The following is a 17,050-nucleotide window of genomic DNA, read 5'->3' as shown; positions in this document are numbered from 1 at the left end:
CTATTGACTTGTCAGTCAATAGGGTGTATTCTTAAATCACATATTGACTAGCGAGTCAAAGGAGGTTTTTATGGCAAGCGAATCTTTTGAAAAAATATCGGACGAAAAACAAGTGGCCATCATCCAGAGCGGAATTACTGAATTCTCGAAAAAATCCTATATGGATGCTAGTACCGATGAGATTACTAAAAGCTGTGGGATCTCAAAAGGGCTCCTGTTTCACTATTTTGGCAATAAGAAAAATTTCTATCTATATTGTTTGGAGGTTGCCTTAAAACGGCTGCTTACAGATATTCCCACACCGGATCAGACCGGTTTTTATGAAATGATCTTTTCCTATGCGGATGAAAAGTTTAAATTATGCGAAAAATATCCCAGCGAAATGCACCTGGTCAATATGGCGGCCCGGGAAATGAGTGCGAAGGTGCTTAATGAAAAGAATGAACTGATTGTGCGGTATATGATCAGCACCCGTGAAAAATCCCAGCAGCTTATGGAAAAAGCCATTGCAGCGCTTGAACTGAAAGAAATAAATATAGAAAAACTAAAAGATGCCATAACGATCTATTTGGGGGCGATTATAAATAGATATCTGGAACGGTATAAAGAGAATCCGAAATTATTTTTTGAGCATTCCGCAGAGATTAAAACAGAAATAAAAGAGTACCTTGATTTCATGTTAAATGGAGTTGTTAAGGAAGGTGGATCAGTATGAAAAAAATCAGCTTAATGAAGGCGATTTGGTTTTGTTATCGCGATAAAAAAATGAGCGATTCTGAAAAAAACAGAATTAGAGCAGAGCGACTGAGCAGCCTGGTGGCATATACCAAACAGAATAGTCCCTACTATCGTGCGCACTATCTAAACATTGGCGAGAATTTTAATCTGAGTGATTTGCCACCAACGAATAAAGTCGATCTGATGGCACATTTTGATGACTGGATAACCACAAAAGACATCACCTTAAAGGAAGTGGAAACCTTTATGACCGATCTGGACAATATTGGGCGAAAAATCAAAGGGAAATATCTGGTCTTTACCACCAGTGGTTCTACGGGTAATCCTTTAGTAGCTCTATGCGACCGATCCACCAATAATGTCATGGCGGGAATCAACATCATGCGAAGCTTTGCCAAAAGAGCAGATTTTATGGCCTTTTTGAAAGGCGGCGGAAAAACCATGGGGGTTTTTGCAACCGGCGGTTTTTATTTGGGTAATAGTTCGGTTCGGGCCCGATTGTTATCGATGCCCTGGAAAAAAAGACAGTTTGGTGTGATCAGTGCCCTTTATCCACTTCCCCGGATCGTCGCTGAGCTTAATGCCTTTAAACCGACGATGTTGGGGGGCTATCCGACCATTCTTGAACTGCTTATTGATGAACAGAATAAGGGGCGGCTTAAGATCGCTCCGGTTATCATTATGACTGGCGGTGAATACCTGAGTGACCAGCTTCGAGAGGATCTGGAAGCGGCCTTTGGATGCCCGGTTCAAACTACATATTCCTGTACTGAAGGCGGCACGATTGCCTGTGAATGTCCAGAAAAGCATTTTCATATCAATGATGATTGGATCATTGTCGAGCCAGTTGACCATCAAAATCAGCCAGTACCGGATGGGGTGCAGTCGGATAAGATCCTGATTACCAATCTTTATAATTATACCCAGCCATTCATCCGCTACGAGGTCACTGACCGGGTGGTGATGCATCATGAACCCTGCCCTTGCAACAATCCCTCACCCTGGCTGACCCTTGAGGGCCGTACCGATGATATTCTGACCTTTTATGAAAATGGAAAGACCATCAGAATTTCGCCTTTGGCGATTTACGCAACACTTAAAGAAATCCATGGGATCCTCCGGTTTCAGCTGATTGCTCATGGACAGAATCAGCTTGAGTTGCGAATCATCCCTGGTACCGGGTATGATCCACAGCGCTTATTTGAAGCAGCACAGAAAAATCTGGCGGATTTTCTGGCCAGTCATGGGGTGACGAATGCCCAGATCGCTTTTTCTGAATTGATGCCGATGCAGCATCCGCAAAGTGGAAAGTTTAAGCATATTATCAATAAACCTGAATAATTTGAAGTGGCGATCCTGGTAGGAATAGCCGATGCAGAGATCCTAATCAAAATAAATTTTCGAAACACAACTTGACAAGCTAGCGTTCATTAGCTATACTAAGGCTAGTAAATGCTAGCTTTTAATTTTCGCATAAAATTTAAGGAGAACCAATGATAAAACGTCATACCAGAGAGATAATACTAGAGGAAGCACTGAATCTGTTTGCGGTAAAAGGGTATCAGAGTGTAACGGTTAAAGAGATCGCTAAGGCGGTGGGCATTAAAGACAGCTCACTGTATAAGCATTTTGCCAGTAAGCAGGCCATTTATGATACCTTGCTTGCCTGGATGAACCAGAAATTTGAAGAAACGGTGAGCTTTTATCGGTTGCCCCAGGGCGAGATCGAGAGTGTCGCCCGGGAATATGGCCGTAATGATCTGGTCTGGCTTAAAAAAGCCTGTGAGGCGGTTTTTCTGTTTTTTCTGAAAGATCCTCAGGCATCGAAGTTTCGCCGGATGCTGACGATTGAGCAGTACAAAAATAAGGATGCGGCCAAGACATTATACAACTGGTTTTTCAATGATGCCATTTTGTTTCAAACCGACTTATTTCGTGAGATGATTAGGCAGGGAAGCTTCAGAGACGGGCCACCCCAGATCATTGCCTTGCAATTTTACGGGCCCTTCTACACGCTGTTATGTCAATATGACATGATGCCGGAAAAAGAAGAGGAAGCACTGGCCCTGCTGATGGCCCATATTGAACAGTTTGCATCGATTTATCAAACAAGAAATGAGGAACACTGATGAACTTAAATAGCCTGATGGATCAGGGCATCGCCCAGATCATGACAACCGCCGGACGATTTTATTTGAACAACCCCAAAGGCCGAGCCTTCTTAATAGGCCTTTTACCGGAGTTGGCCAAAAGCACGGCCCGCAGAAAAAAACAGGAAAAAGAAGGCCTCCACGTGCCACCATTTCTGATTGCCAGTATTGCCTCGCAATGTAATCTTCACTGCGCTGGCTGTTATGCCCGGGCTGGTGGTGGCTGTGGTACTACCAGCGGTAGAACGGATATGGATGCCAGTCAATGGGGGAATATTTTTAATCAGGCAGCAAGACTGGGTGTCGCCTTTATTTTGCTGGCGGGCGGGGAACCGTTTTTGCGTTGGGATATTCTGGAGCTGGCCGGGGCTAACCCAAATGTGATTTTCCCGATTTTTACCAATGGCACAATGCTGGATCAGCAGACCATTGAGTTTCTGGACAGCCATCGCAATCTGATCCCGATTCTCAGTATCGAAGGGAATGCCAAAGAAACCGATACCCGCCGGGGAATAGGAACCCATGCACAGATTGAAGCGGCCATGGCCGCCTTGAAAAAGCGCAAAATCCTGTTTGGAGCGGCCATTACTGTTACCCGGGAAAATATGGAACTGGTAACCAGAAATGATTTTGTTGAAGCACTGGAGAAAAAAGGCTGTGGGGTGACCTTGTATGTGGAATATGTTCCGGCTGAAGCCGGGACTGAGGATCTGGTGCTTACACAGAGTGAAATAAAGCAACTTCAGGTGATTTGTCTGGAGCTTCGAAAATCCTTCCGACGGATGGTGGTCTTATCCTTCCCCGGTGATGAGGAGGAAATGGGCGGCTGCCTGGCTTCCGGGCGGGGATTTTTTCATATCAATCCCACGGGTGATGCCGAGCCCTGTCCCTTTTCACCCCACGCCAAACAGAACCTGGCCAGTGATTCGGTGGAAGCGGTACTCCGCTCCCAATATTTTGCAGATCTCCGAGAGCTGGCCGAACGGGTCGGACATCATGGTGGGTGTACCTTATTTGAGGAAAAAGAACAGGTTGAAAAATTGTGGGCTTAGCCGTTAGGATAAGCGATTAAAACATCAAACTAAAAACAGCATCGTGTGTTTGCCTAAAACATACGATGCTGTTTGACATTTCAGAAAAAGTCGATAAAAAAAGTTTTCAATCATCAGCCGAGGGTCTGTCTCAATGATTATTTTGGTATAAGCCATAGGTTCGGTTGATGCTGATCGTGAAGATAATTCCATTTCCCGGCTTGTCCATTTCAGTAGCATCCTGGATGGCATTGACAACCGTTTCCGTCTTTTCTGTTTCCAAAATCATCATCACGACTTCTTTTTCCGGTTCAATATCCATGGCAAAGAGTTTTGCGTATTCATGAACACCCGAACCCCGGGCATTAATAATGGTTCCGCCGTTGGCACCGGCGGCCTCAGCTGCGCCGACAACCGTTTCCGCATTGCCGCGATCGACAATCACAAATATGGCCTCATACATTGTTTTATTGACTCCTTTGTCTTCATGTATTTTATCATAGGAACAATTTCGAACGCCTAAAAAATTATTTAACTCAACTGTAAAGGCAATCCCGTGATGGGCTTTGGCAAATTTGAATTTACTGCTGATTTCCTCAGCAGCTGTTTCAATTTTTCCGGTCTGGGCAATCATCAGAACCACTTCGACGCGTTCATCACAAATGTCCAGAAAATCATTGACCAGGCAATGCTGGGTGCCCTTTCCCAAAAAGATCGTTCCACCGGAAATCCCGCATTTTTTACCCAGCTGCAGGATCTTGGAACCAACCCCGAAATTGACAATGACGGCCAGGATTTCATAGTTCTTTTTTGTGATTAAATTTTCATGAGTACTCATTTTCGGAGAGTCCTCCTTTAACTGTTTTAATTTTAAAGATCAGGCCCAGAATTTCCAGGGCAATAATCGGCATCAGGGCAACCATGGCAATCAGTCCAAAACCATCGACTAGCACATTGGCGCCTTCGATGGATTCGGCCGCACCCTGGGCAAAAGCAAGGATAAAGGTTGCTGTCATTGGGCCGGAAGAAACTCCGCCGGAATCAAAAGACATCCCGACAAACAGTTTGGGCACCAGATAGCTTAAAACCACTGCCAGGATATAGCCGGGCAGCAGATAATGCCAGAGCTTAATTTCAGGAACAATAATCCGCAACATCGACAAGCCCACCGCCAGCGATACCCCCAGCGATAAGGCAACCAGAACGACCTTTCGCTTTAAGTAGCCGCTGGTGACATCTTCAATTTGCTTGGTCAATACATAAACTGCTGGCTCAGCCAGAATAACTACCAGACCCAAGAGTGCCCCAATGGCGATCAGCACCGCTTTATTGTCGATGCTGGCAATATTATAACCGACCAGGGTTCCCACGTCCATAAATCCGGCATTGACTCCGGTTAAAAAAAGCACCAGACCAATCAGGGTATAAACTAAACCCTTGATAATGCGTTTAAGCGGTTTCTTTTTTAACTTAAATGAGATCACCTGAAAAACAATAAAGATGGTAACAATCGGCAGCAGAGCCAGCACCACCTCGTAGAGGATCGTCGGCAGTTTATTGATAAAAGGCAGGATTACTGCAGTTGAGGCAGAAAGGCTACTGTCAAGACTGCCGCTGATTTCTTTGGTACCCTTTAAAACACTCATAATCATTACCGCCAGGATGGCACCGGTCGAGGCAATGCCAACCAGACCAAAACTGTCATCTTCTGAGGCTTTACCCTTCTTTAATGATGAAATTCCCAGAGCGAGTGCCAGAATAAAGGGAACCGTCAGTGCCCCGGTAGTGGCTCCGGAGGCATCAAAAGATATCGCCAGAAATTCCTGGGAAGAAAAGAAAGAAACAATCAGAATGACGCCATAGATGAGCGTCAGGAGCAGGCTTAGGGATTTGTTATAAATAATGCGCAAAAAACCAACTGTTAGCAGCAGCGCAATCCCGACGGAAACACAGAGAATGATTTCGGTTTTAGTAATGACATTGGCAGAAACAAGCGCCACCTGACCGGCCAGAATATGGAGGTCCGGTTCTGCCACCGAGATGAAAAAACCAAGTATCAAACCAGAAAGAATGACGATTGAAACCTTATTGCTTTTGGCGATATGGGTTCCCATCAGACTTCCGATGGGGGTAATACCCAGATCTACGCCGAAGAGAAAAATTGTCAAACCGACAACAATCAAAAACGCTCCCAGCAAAAAACGCAGCATGATAGGGGTGTCAATGGGAACAAGGGTAAAACTTAACATGACGACAATCAAGGTGATTGGCAGAACCGAAACCAGAACTTCTTTGAATTTCTCAAAAAGTATATTCACATGATCAACCTCCTTCCACTGTATTCGATTAAGCTGCTAGATAAAAATCAGCCAGCGTTTTGAATTATCAAGCAAGCTTTATAATTGGAAACGAAGACAGGGCTAACAATTCTGCCTTTATTATACTAAAGAAAAAGAATTAGCACAATGGCTAGCCAGAGTTTAACAAAATTTAGTATTTATGATATAATTTAACATAAATCGATCAAATTAAAGTAGTATTTATTTAAATGAATTAGAACAAAAGGTTTATTTTGTGGAAGCGAGGGATGTAAATGCGCCAATTAATAACAATCAACCATGAACTTCATGAAAAATGGCGACAGGTTCTGTTTCGCACCTGCATTTATATCGGGGTCATTATTTTTGTTGCGGAATTTTTTATCTTTGTATTTAATAAACATGATCAACCCTTTAGCCCAGTCATTATCCGCTATCTTATATTTTACCTGGCCTTGCCTACGTTTTTGAATCTTATCTTTATAGTGGGAGCCTATTTTATCCTGAAATCTGAAGAAACAAGTGAGAAGGCCAAAAATTACACGGTTGCCTTACTCTTTTTTCTGATTTGTGCCTGTGTGCAGTGTTTTCACTATACCTTTCCGGCAATTTTGTGTGTGCCCTGTATTGCAGTATTTATTACCGTTATTTTCCTGGATATCAACTTGACCCGTCTTATTTTCGGGCTGAGCTACGGTTCGTTGATTTTGGCTTTCCTGATCGCCCGGTTTGAGGCGGACAGGGCGGTTGAAGTAATCTTTCTGGATTGTGTGGTGGCGGGGATCATGATCTTTTGTGCCTATTTAGTAGCAACGGTGCTGACACGTTACACCAGCGAACAGGCCCAGAGTATCCATGACAGTTATTTAAAACAGATGGAACTGATTCAGGAAGCAAAAACCGAACCCCTCACCGGACTTTTAAATCGCCGGGCGATGGTAGATGTACTGGGCCAGGCGGTTTATCAGGACGCTGAGTCCAGAAAGCCACTGATTATGGCGGTGATTGATCTGGATGACTTTAAAAAGGTTAATGATACCTATGGTCATCGCAAAGGGGATGAGGTGCTGATTACACTGGCAGATATTCTCAAGCGGAATACCCCGGGAAATGAAAATGTCTTCCGTTATGGCGGGGAGGAATTTGTGGTGTTGTTCAGCGGTCACCCCATCGGCGAGGTGGTTGCTATGATTGATAACATGCACCAGGAATTCGGTGCCCATGATTTTGGTTTTAACGAGGGCGGGAAGATCACCTTCAGCTGTGGAATTGCCGAGTATGCCGATTCCGGCTGGTCAACCAGTGAGTTTTTTGAAAAAGCTGATCAGGCTTTATATCTGGCCAAAAACTGCGGGAAAAATCAGAATCAGATTTATGAAAAACGGCTGGAAGCCTAGCAGCGCATCCAGCACCATGCGTCCGGTTGACGAGGAATGAACTGGGCGTATTTTAATTTTATCAGGTAAACTTTAACAAATCTTTAACAGCAGAAGGATATAATGGCTTCCGCTACTCAAGTTTAGGAGAAAGAAGAATGATCAATATCTTAGTCGTCGAAGATGATGTCAAATTGAATTACATTGTCTGCGCTTTTCTAAATGATAACGGCTTTCATGCCATCAGTTGTAAAAACGGCACCGAGGCCTTTGACCGGATTCTGGAAGAACCGGTGAACCTGATTGTTTCGGATATCATGATGCCGGAAATGGATGGTTTTGAATTTGCCGCTGAAATCAGAAAACAGGATAAAGCCATCCCGATTCTGTTTATGACCGCCCGGGATGATATGGGGGCCAAGCAGAAAGGTTATAGTCTGGGCATTGACGATTATATGGTCAAACCGATTGAGATGGATGAACTGCTTTTACGGGTGGCAGCCTTATTACGGCGGGCTAATATCCGCAATGAGCGAAAACTTACGGCGGGGTCGCTCGTCTTAAACGAAGAGGAAACCACTGCCTATCTCAACGCCGTCGAATTGCCGTTGACGGTAAAAGAATTTAACATTCTATTTAAGTTGTTATCTTACCCAAACGAACCTTTACCCGGACCCAGCTGATGGATGAATTTTGGGGCTATGACAGCGAAAGCAGCCCCCGAACCGTGGATGTTTCGATCACCAAACTGCGGGACAAACTTTCGGACTGTCAGGACGTGGAGATTGTAACCGTCCGGGGATTGGGCTACAAAGCGGTGATTAAAGGATGAAAATTCGTTATCGGGAGCAGAAAGATAAACGGATCAATGCCAGGCGGTCTTTCTGGAAAGAATTTTTAATTATCTTTGGGGTGGTATTAATTTGCAGTGCCGGGCAGGTGCTGATTTTTAATCAGCAGATGCTGGACCAGGCCAATCCCTGGATCATGGCGTTGGTGGGGATGTCCTATGCCTTGTTTATGGGACTGATTGTCAGTTTGGGGACCCGTTTTATTATGTATACCGGATTTCAGCGGCCGTTGACCGAAATCGGTCAGGCGGCCCGAAAAGTGGCCAGCGGTGATTTTACTGTCCACGTTCATTCTCAGCGAAAAGACAATAAAAAGGATGAGCTGGAGGTGCTGATTGATGATTTTAACAAGATGGTGGAGGAATTAGCTACTATTGAAACCTTAAAGAGCGATTTTATTGCCAATGTGTCCCATGAAATGAAAACACCCCTGGCTATTATCCAAAGTTACGCCTCAGCGCTCAGAAAAGAAGCCTTGCCCCAGGATGAAAAACAGGAATATATTGATACCATTGTCGAGGCATCAAAAAAACTATCCACCTTGGTGACCAATATTTTAAAGCTCAACAAGCTGGAAAACCAGGAGATCATTCAGACTGAGACCTATTCCCTGGATGAACAGCTGCGTTGCTGCATGCTGGCGCTGGAAGAAAAGTTTGATGAAAAGAACATTGAATTTGATGCCGACCTGGATGAAGTGTCCATTGCCAGCGACGAAAGTTTGTTGGAAATTGTCTGGAATAATCTCTTGACCAATGCCATCAAGTTTACCCCAGAAGGTGGCCTGGTAAAAATTGAGTTGCGAAACGCAGCTGGTTTGGCCATTGTCAGGGTCAGTGATAACGGCTGCGGGATGCGTGACGAAACCAGCCCTCGGATTTTCGACCGCTTCTATCAGGGCGACACCTCCCATGCTGAGGAAGGCAACGGACTGGGTCTGGCCCTGGTTAAGCGGGTGGTGGAACTGATTGGGGGAACCATTGTAGTTGAAAGTGAGCTGGGTAAGGGGACAACATTTACGGTAACGTTAAAATTATAAAAATTAATATTGAATTGATAAATCTCTTACCTAAAAAGTGAGAGAATTTTTATTGGCGGCATTTTTGGTGAACAAAATGTTAAGGTTAAGTGCTAAAAGAGCATTTAACAATATTGAAAAGCTAGAACGTGCCAAAAATACCAAAGCAATGGCATTAGCCCTGGGGGCGGGAATAGTCGGGACGGTGTTTATGGCCGGAGCAACCTTTGCCTACCTGGCTGCCATGACTCCGCTGTGTGTTGTTCTGGCCATTCCGGGATTTATCGGTTGGGGATTACCCTATTTCCTTTATAAAAAAAATGTCAAGAAAAGCACTGAACAGATGAATCCGATGATTGAAAGCAATTACGATGTGATTTATGAAGCCTGTGAAAAGGCCAGTCAGTTATTCGATTGAAAGATTTTATCATGATGAAGGGGTAAAATTATTTAAACAATCTTTTAGTTGATTTGAATAAATTATTATTCAAATCAACTTTACAAAGGAACAAAACTCATGTATACTAATCGTGTATATACACTGAAAAAGGTGATCACATGAAAACAGAAAACCAAAACAAAAAATCGTCAGTATGCAATTGTCTCAATCTGCGGCGGGCCTCACTGGCGATAACCGAAATCTACGACCATTACTTGGCTCCAAGCCAGCTCAGTGTCAGTCAGTTTTCAATTTTAAAACACATCCGGGCAATTGAACCGGTGAGTGTCAGTGCGTTGGCCGCTGAAATCCGGCTGGATCGGACCACCTTGGTTCGCAATTTAAAGCCTCTTGAACAGCAGGGGTTGATCCATGATATTGCACAGCCGGGAACACGAAACCGGCAGCTTTGTTTAACGGCAGCTGGTAAAGAAAAAATTGAACTGGCCCATGTTTACTGGCAACAGGCTCAGGAAAGAATTGAAGCACAGTTGGGATTGGAAGATACAAAAATTCTCCAGGAGCTGTTATTAAAAATTGAGGTTTTAGAACCTTGATTTTTTTAACAATATCGTGTAGATACACTAAAAGGTGAAGTTGGAAAAACAAAAAATGTAAGGAAGGTAGCAATGAATAAGCAAACTGAAATTGAAAAAGAGCTGGCCAAACTGCCGATTCTGGAATATGCTTTTTTAAAACCCGATGAAATTATTTTTTCAAAAGAAGTCCGGGATCTCTGTGAAGGCAATAGCTGCGGTATGTATAATAAATCCTGGGCCTGCCCGCCAGCAGTGGGGAGTGTGGAGAGCTGCAAGGAAAAATGTTATGGCTATGAAAAGGCGATGCTCTTTACCACGGCCACCGTAGTAGACAGCAGTTTTGATATGAAAGGATGGATGCAGGCTCTGATCGAGCATGAGGCTTTGACGGATCAGGTGGCTGCGGTTTTTCGTAGCTTTGATAAAGATGCCTTGATGCTATCGACGGAAGGATGCACCGTCTGTAAAAAATGCACTTACCCCGATGCTCCCTGCCGCTTTCCTGACCGAATGTATCCGGCCACCGAAAGTTATGGGATTATGGTGATGCAGATGGCCCCGGCCTTAAATATCCGATACAATAATGGGGCCAATACGGTGACCTGTTTTAGCCTGGTGTTGTTTAATGAATAAGCGGTACTCAAGGCCGAGCTCTTACGATATTATTTACGAAGCCTTATTGCCCAAGTTGGCTGAGTGTAACCTGGCGGAAAGCGCCGCCCGTTTTAACCTGCCCATTGATTCTGATGGGCAGATAACCATCAATTTTTTAAAACGCGATTATCTCATTACCAATACCGGTGTCATACCAGCTGATGGGAAACCGGTCAATATTAATAATCGCTCCATCCTGATCCATTATGTGTTGTCTCAGGGTACCGGTGATCCGGTTTATTTGTTCAAACACCTTTTTCGGATGACCACTATTTTTTCAAGTGGCGACACCGGAAAAGCCAACATGATGGACGCACCGCTGATTAAAGCTTTTGGCAATGACGTTGATAAATTGGACAAAACCATTATAAAATTAGGCGGAGAACCGGAGCTTTCCAGAGATTCCTATAGTCGCAGCTGGCTGTTGGAAGTGTTGCCTAAAATCCCGGTTAAGTTTATCTATCGGGAAGCCGATGATGATTTTCCAGTTGAAATTCAAACCCTATTTGATGAAAGTGCACCGGAATTTCTGGAATTTGAATGTCTGGCTTTTTTATGTGGCTGCCTTGTCAGAGCAGTGCTTAAAACGGCGGAATATGGAAGCGTGGACGGATGGGAGTAGCAACCCTCCATCTGGTTTTTAAGTGAACACCGACTTTTTCGGTGTTTTTTTGTGCAAAAAATATGAAAATAGTCACTTTAACACGAACTTAACAAAATATTAACGTTATGAAATAGTTGCGGCGTATGATAAGGCTATCACAAGAAATTAACAAGAGAACCGGTAATAAGCCGATAAAAAATCAAAAATTTTTTAGGAAAAGAAGGAGAAAATAATGAACGTAAATGCAAAAAATATTGTTGTAACGGGTGGCGGAAATGGTGTTGGCAGAGAATTGGTATTACAGCTTTTAAACAAAGGGGCCATGGTCGTGGCGGTCGATATTAATCCCGAAGCATTGGACGAAACAGTGCAGATGGCCGGGAAAAATCCCCTACTCTTTACCGAAGTGGTTGACATTTCCAATAAGGAGGCTGTCTTTGCATTTGCCAAAAATGCCATTGAAAAATATGGGAAGATTGATGGGATCATCAACAATGCCGGGATTATTCAGCCCTTTGTTGAGCTGAATGACTTGGAAATGGCGCGAATCGAACGGGTCATGGCTATCAATTTCTACGGCACCCTCTACATGGTTAAAGCCTTTTTGCCGCATTTACTGAGTCGTCCGGAAGCCCATATTATCAATGTTTCCAGTATGGGCGGCTTTTTACCGGTACCGGGGCAAAGTGTCTATGGCGCCTCCAAAGCAGCCGTTAAACTACTGACCGAAGGGTTGTCGTCCGAATTAAAAGATACAAATGTCAAAGTCTCGGTGGTGATTCCCGGCGGGATTGCGACCGATATCAAGAAAAATTCCAGCCTGGCAAGCAATGAATCAACCGACAGCAGCAAGGCTAAGATGGTGTTAACCCCGGAAAAAGCGGCGGAATTGATCATCAAGACCATGGAGAAGAAAAAGCTGCGGGCATATATTGGTAAAGATTGCAACGTGATGAAGTTTCTTTATAAAGTCAATTCGTTTATTGCCATGGGGATGATCAATAAGGTGATGGCAGCTAATGAACATTAATGGGCGAAGTGAAAGCCGCTGCGAGATCGTTTGGATCAATCCCCAGGACTAAAAATTCAGAATAAACGGTCGATAATTATAGCAGAAGCAGGGATTAATTAGTGGTCTTTATGCGGTTTTGATGATAAACTAAAGTCAGAAAACATTGATGCAGCAACAGGAGAAAAAGATGGATCAGAATAGCAACTATTTTAAAAAGAATCTGGCAATCCTTGTTTCAATTACAGTAGCCCTTTTTCTGCTGACCGTTTTTTTATTGATCATTGGCATGTTTATGCATAACCTCAAACAGCAGGAGATGTTAAAAACCACCGATAAATTTATAAATTTCAAAAGTCAGTTGGAACATCTGGTTTTTACCAATAAAACCCTGGTTCAGGGCTTTGAGGCTTATATCCAGACAAATCCCGGTCTCGATGAGACGGCAGCTTATACCTATTTGGATAATCTCCTATCCAAAAATGAAAATCAGATCAGAAATATTGGAGTAATTCAGGATACAACCATTATCTGGAATTATCCTAAAGAAGGCAATAGCGCCGCCATTGGTGTTGACCTGGCCAAGGTTGAAAGTCAGAAAGACCTGGTTCTCAAGGTAAAGAATGACCAGGTACCAATCTTTCAGGGGCCAGTCGATCTGGTTCAGGGGGGAACCGGTTTTATTATCCGGCTGCCAATCGTCCGTCAAGACAGTGGATATTGGGGGCAGATCAGCATTGTTCTTAAAGGCGACCAGATTATCGAAGAAATCAATAGCTATGCCGACAAGGCCGGATTAAATGTCGCTCTCTTTAATAATCAGAATCCGGAGCAGCCATTTTACGGGGATACCTCTGTTGTTGGCGAGTCGTCCTTAACCTTTGACATCGATCCGGGTTTTATTGACTGGAAGGTAGCTGTTTCACCTCAGGGCGGCTGGGAAAATAATCAGCTGATTTTAGGGATTGCCTTTATGCTGGCGGTTCTAATGGCCGTCGGGGCCGGGAGGCTGACTTTCCGTGCATTGAAAATCAATTATCAATTGCGAATTATGTCCAGTCACGATTCCCTGACCGGACTTTTTAACCGTCATTATTTAAATGAGTATCAGACCATGGTGTTGGCTGCGGCCCAACGAAACAATCGCCAGGTGGGGCTGATGAGTATGGATTTGAATCATTTCAAAAAAATCAATGATACCTATGGACACAACACCGGCGATCTGGTTTTGATTGAGACTGCCCGGATTTTGCAGAAAAATGTTCGGGCCAATGAAGCGGCCTTCCGACTGGGCGGCGATGAATTTTTGATGATCCTGCCGGACATCAAAGATCGCCAGGAGCTTAGGCAAGCCAAAGAACGCTTGGCAAAAAGTTTTGCCAGTGAGTTTTCGCTGGCAGACCTTTCTGAGAAACTAACCTTAAGTATTGGGACTTCCTTATATCCTGAGGATGGACAGGACATTGATGCCCTGCTGCAGATTGCCGATGAAGAGATGTATGCTGACAAGAAAGAACAAAAATCAAGACTGGCCCTCAGTTAACCCAAGTGGCCTGGAGAAAATGGGTTAACAGGGCTTGGGACCTGAGTAAAAAAACGTCTGATTTTCTTAGTGAAAATCAGGCGTTTTTTAAAGGATCGTTCAGAGAAGATTAAAGGGCCGTGTTGGTAGTGGCTGCAGCATCGGGCTGGGTCATCATGATTTCGATGGACTCTATTTCAGTGGAGTCCGTCTGATAGATGATTCTCAAGATACTGCCAACAGTGATATCAGCCGCGGTAGCGGTGGTACTTCCAGCTGTTTGCTGATCGGGCTTCTGATTGCTCATTTGCGTCAGGGTGATGGCATCGGTTAATTCAATCGTGGCGGTTTCACCGGTGAGGGTTAAAAATTCTGGCATGGTTCCGGTCGTGTCCTCGCTGGGAGCTGTTGTGCTGCCATCAGCTGGGGGCGTGGTCTGATCATCAGCCGGTTTTTCTGGCGGGGTTCCCGCATTACTGTTTGCGGTTGGGGCCTGCCCCTGATCCGGTGGCGTCTGACCATTGCCCATATTCATGGTGCCTAGTGCTAAGGTGATGGTGCTACCGCTGACGGCGGTTACCTCGCCGTAACTGGCGTTATCCTCAAATGCGGCGGCCTCATTGGTGGTGGCCGTTTTAGTTTCTGCCGTGGTTGAAGTACAGCCGGTCAGCAAAAGACCGCTGATAGTGGCTGTAACCAGCAGGGTCAGGAGCAGTTTTTTATTTTTTATCATGGTTAAAATTCCTTTCAATTTTATTTGTGATGGGATTACTATAACAGGGTATTGTGATGATCTGGTGATGTTGAGGTTATCGATGGTTGAAATCTGTGGTTGAGGAGATCGCACGTTCGTGATTGTTAAGAATCAGGTGCAAAAAAAAATAGTAAAAAATGTAGATTTGTTAAAAATTGACTTGGACTAAAGTTCGGACGGGATTATAATAAGAGTAGATCAATAATCAGATTGTTTGAATTTAATACAAGGGAGATTGAATGATGCTGTATCGAAAATTCGGAAAAACAAATGAAGAGGTTTCAGTTTTAGGATTTGGTTGCATGCGGTTACCGGTTATCGATGGGGTTCAAAATAAGATTGATGATGAGAAGGCCATCACCATGCTTCATTATGCCATTGATCATGGCGTGAATTACATTGATACCGCCTATCCGTATCATGGCACCGGCTTTGACCAAGGCGGTGCGAGTGAACCCTTTGTGGCCCGGGCCTTAAAGGGCGGCTATCGGGAGCGGGTTAAAATTGCCACAAAGCTGCCGTCATGGCTGATTCAGTCCCGGGCGGATATGGAGCGATTATTGGCTAAACAGCTGAAACGGCTGGAAACGGATACCATTGACTTCTACCTGCTGCATGGTCTTAATCGCGGTTTCTGGCAAAATCTGAAAGGTCTGGGCGTTTTTGAATTTCTGGATCAGGCCATCAAAGACGGCAAAATCAAATATGCCGGTTTTTCCTTTCATGATGACTTTGATTTATTTATCGAAATTGTCGACAGCTATGATTGGTCGTTCTGTCAGATTCAATACAATTATCTGGATGAAAACTATCAGGCAGGTAAAAAAGGTCTGGAATATGCGGCTGAAAAAGGACTGGGGATTACCATTATGGAACCGCTCAGAGGAGGGGCCCTGGTTGATAAATTACCCCAGGACGTTTTAACCGCCTGGGAGAATGCGCCAATCAAAAGAACTCCGGCCCAGTGGGCGCTGCGGTGGGTGATGGATCATCCTGAGGTTTCGGTGGTACTCAGTGGCATGACGACGATGGAGCAGGTGGTTGATAATGTCAATACGGCCAATGCCGGGGCAGCCCATTCACTAACCAATGAAGAACTGGCGTTAGTGGATTTTGCCAGGAAAACAATCACCGAAAAGATGAAAGTCAACTGTACAAATTGCCGGTATTGTATGCCCTGTCCATCCGGGGTCGATATTCCCGGACATTTTGCACTTTATAATAATGCCTATCTATTTGATGCCCTCCCCAAAGCCAAAGGTCTATACCAGACGATGTTTCCCCAAGATGCCAAAGCCTCCAATTGTGTGGAATGTGGCAAATGTGAAGAACACTGTCCCCAGAACATTGCCATCATTGAGGAATTAAAAAATGTCAGAGCCACCTTAGAATAAAGTTGAAGCTAAAAATCTCCGCCTTAATTGGACGGAGATTTTTTTAAAGAAATAAAGTATTTTGCTTGACTTGGAGTGGACTCCAAGTGATATGGTTAAGATAAGATAAAAACATTAAAATGATATATAAGAAAATTTGAAAATTCGAGGTGATATGTGATGACCATTACTGAAGTCAGCAAAAAATATGATTTATCCCCGGATACGCTGCGGTACTATGAGCGGATTGGCCTGATCCCGCCGGTGAAACGGACCAAGAGCGGCGTTCGCGATTATGATGAGGTATCCTGTGCCTGGATTGAACTGGCAAAATGCATGCGCTCCGCGGGGATTCCCATTGAAGCCCTGATTGAATACTGTGCCCTGACCCAGCAGGGTGATGAAACCATTTCCGCCCGGAAAGAACTGTTGACAGATGAACGAAAAAAACTTCAGGAAAAAATGGATGATATGCAAAAGACACTGGAACGGCTGAATTACAAAATTGATATCTATGAAAAAGCCGAAGTGACCGGGGTGCTGTCCTGGGATAAAGAAAAGGATGTTTAACTGAATTAAATAAGCGGAAAGAAATCTCTGTTTCTTAAAAGAACGGAGATTTTTTTAAGGAATAGATAAAGGCACTTGACTTGAAGTGGACTCCAGGTGATAGG

At 44.2% G+C, this 17,050-nt stretch carries 19 protein-coding genes; 16 read left to right on the top strand and 3 right to left on the bottom strand.

From position 1 onward, the window contains the following. Positions 1–70 precede the first annotated feature (70 nt). From B3F51_RS00580 to B3F51_RS00565, 4 genes are all read left to right on the top strand, one after another. The gene (locus B3F51_RS00580; RefSeq protein WP_148638601.1) at positions 71–715 is read left to right on the top strand and encodes a TetR/AcrR family transcriptional regulator; all 645 of its coding nucleotides are present in this window, start codon (positions 71–73) and stop codon (positions 713–715) included. Further along, the gene (locus B3F51_RS00575) at positions 712–2,079 is read left to right on the top strand and encodes a phenylacetate--CoA ligase family protein (RefSeq protein WP_286944868.1); all 1,368 of its coding nucleotides are present in this window, start codon (positions 712–714) and stop codon (positions 2,077–2,079) included. The genes B3F51_RS00580 and B3F51_RS00575 overlap by 4 nt, the downstream gene beginning before the upstream one ends. A 152-nt stretch (positions 2,080–2,231) precedes the next feature. Beyond that, complete coding sequence (locus B3F51_RS00570) at positions 2,232–2,867, top strand: TetR/AcrR family transcriptional regulator (protein WP_286944867.1); 636 nt, start codon at positions 2,232–2,234, stop codon at positions 2,865–2,867. Then, complete coding sequence (locus tag B3F51_RS00565; protein ID WP_286944865.1) at positions 2,867–3,940, top strand: radical SAM/SPASM domain-containing protein; 1,074 nt, start codon at positions 2,867–2,869, stop codon at positions 3,938–3,940. Before B3F51_RS00570 ends, B3F51_RS00565 begins: the two co-directional genes overlap by 1 nt. 130 nt (positions 3,941–4,070) lie before the next feature. Here B3F51_RS00565 and B3F51_RS00560 read toward each other — a convergent pair whose 3' ends face one another. Together B3F51_RS00560 and B3F51_RS00555 are read right to left on the bottom strand one after the other, a co-directional pair. Further along, the gene (locus B3F51_RS00560; protein ID WP_286944863.1) at positions 4,071–4,757 is read right to left on the bottom strand and encodes a P-II family nitrogen regulator; all 687 of its coding nucleotides are present in this window, start codon (positions 4,755–4,757) and stop codon (positions 4,071–4,073) included. After that, positions 4,744–6,237, bottom strand: coding sequence for a DUF1538 domain-containing protein (locus B3F51_RS00555; RefSeq protein ID WP_286944861.1), 1,494 nt, complete (start codon positions 6,235–6,237; stop codon positions 4,744–4,746). The genes B3F51_RS00560 and B3F51_RS00555 overlap by 14 nt, the downstream gene beginning before the upstream one ends. 275 nt (positions 6,238–6,512) lie before the next feature. On the opposite strand from B3F51_RS00555, the gene B3F51_RS00550 reads away from it, so the two are divergent. The 10 genes from B3F51_RS00550 to B3F51_RS00510 all read left to right on the top strand — a co-directional run bounded on the left by B3F51_RS00550 (position 6,513) and on the right by B3F51_RS00510 (position 14,270). Beyond that, positions 6,513–7,634: a GGDEF domain-containing protein gene (locus B3F51_RS00550; RefSeq protein ID WP_286944859.1), complete on the top strand. Its 1,122-nt coding sequence runs from the start codon at positions 6,513–6,515 to the stop codon at positions 7,632–7,634. A 137-nt stretch (positions 7,635–7,771) separates the two neighbouring features. Continuing rightward, complete coding sequence (locus tag B3F51_RS00545) at positions 7,772–8,296, top strand: response regulator transcription factor (protein ID WP_414632355.1); 525 nt, start codon at positions 7,772–7,774, stop codon at positions 8,294–8,296. After that, positions 8,296–8,445, top strand: a complete 150-nt coding sequence (locus B3F51_RS16250) for a winged helix-turn-helix domain-containing protein (protein WP_411161476.1) — start codon at positions 8,296–8,298, stop codon at positions 8,443–8,445. The genes B3F51_RS00545 and B3F51_RS16250 overlap by 1 nt, the downstream gene beginning before the upstream one ends. Beyond that, the gene (locus tag B3F51_RS00540; protein ID WP_286944857.1) at positions 8,442–9,503 is read left to right on the top strand and encodes a HAMP domain-containing sensor histidine kinase; all 1,062 of its coding nucleotides are present in this window, start codon (positions 8,442–8,444) and stop codon (positions 9,501–9,503) included. Before B3F51_RS16250 ends, B3F51_RS00540 begins: the two co-directional genes overlap by 4 nt. A 76-nt stretch (positions 9,504–9,579) precedes the next feature. Further along, positions 9,580–9,900: a hypothetical protein gene (locus tag B3F51_RS00535; protein WP_286944855.1), complete on the top strand. Its 321-nt coding sequence runs from the start codon at positions 9,580–9,582 to the stop codon at positions 9,898–9,900. A gap of 140 nt (positions 9,901–10,040) precedes the next feature. Then, positions 10,041–10,478, top strand: coding sequence for a MarR family winged helix-turn-helix transcriptional regulator (locus B3F51_RS00530; RefSeq protein WP_228879957.1), 438 nt, complete (start codon positions 10,041–10,043; stop codon positions 10,476–10,478). Positions 10,479–10,550: 72 nt separating this feature from the next. After that, positions 10,551–11,093, top strand: a complete 543-nt coding sequence (locus B3F51_RS00525) for a DUF2284 domain-containing protein (RefSeq protein WP_286944853.1) — start codon at positions 10,551–10,553, stop codon at positions 11,091–11,093. Then, positions 11,086–11,736 (top strand): DUF3786 domain-containing protein, encoded by a 651-nt coding sequence (locus B3F51_RS00520; RefSeq protein WP_148638591.1) that lies wholly within the window; start codon positions 11,086–11,088, stop codon positions 11,734–11,736. The genes B3F51_RS00525 and B3F51_RS00520 overlap by 8 nt, the downstream gene beginning before the upstream one ends. Before the next feature lie 214 nt (positions 11,737–11,950). Then, positions 11,951–12,748, top strand: a complete 798-nt coding sequence (locus B3F51_RS00515; RefSeq protein WP_286944852.1) for an SDR family NAD(P)-dependent oxidoreductase — start codon at positions 11,951–11,953, stop codon at positions 12,746–12,748. A 169-nt stretch (positions 12,749–12,917) separates the two neighbouring features. After that, positions 12,918–14,270 (top strand): diguanylate cyclase domain-containing protein, encoded by a 1,353-nt coding sequence (locus B3F51_RS00510; protein ID WP_286944850.1) that lies wholly within the window; start codon positions 12,918–12,920, stop codon positions 14,268–14,270. Between the two features lie 109 nt (positions 14,271–14,379). On the opposite strand, the gene B3F51_RS00505 is transcribed toward B3F51_RS00510, so the two are convergent. Continuing rightward, the gene (locus B3F51_RS00505) at positions 14,380–14,982 is read right to left on the bottom strand and encodes a hypothetical protein (RefSeq protein WP_070370758.1); all 603 of its coding nucleotides are present in this window, start codon (positions 14,980–14,982) and stop codon (positions 14,380–14,382) included. A gap of 263 nt (positions 14,983–15,245) precedes the next feature. Between B3F51_RS00505 and B3F51_RS00500 the strand changes: the two genes are divergently transcribed. Together B3F51_RS00500 and B3F51_RS00495 are read left to right on the top strand one after the other, a co-directional pair. After that, positions 15,246–16,397, top strand: a complete 1,152-nt coding sequence (locus B3F51_RS00500) for an aldo/keto reductase (protein WP_286944888.1) — start codon at positions 15,246–15,248, stop codon at positions 16,395–16,397. Positions 16,398–16,556: 159 nt separating this feature from the next. After that, positions 16,557–16,946, top strand: a complete 390-nt coding sequence (locus tag B3F51_RS00495) for a MerR family transcriptional regulator (protein ID WP_070370760.1) — start codon at positions 16,557–16,559, stop codon at positions 16,944–16,946. Positions 16,947–17,050: the final 104 nt, after the last annotated feature.

The sequence above is a fragment of the Acetobacterium sp. UBA5834 genome, from assembly GCF_002435675.1.
Lineage (GTDB): Bacteria > Bacillota > Clostridia > Eubacteriales > Eubacteriaceae > Acetobacterium > Acetobacterium wieringae.
The sequence above is the reverse complement of the archived record's forward strand: the minus strand, read 5'-3'. Positions and strand labels throughout refer to the sequence as shown.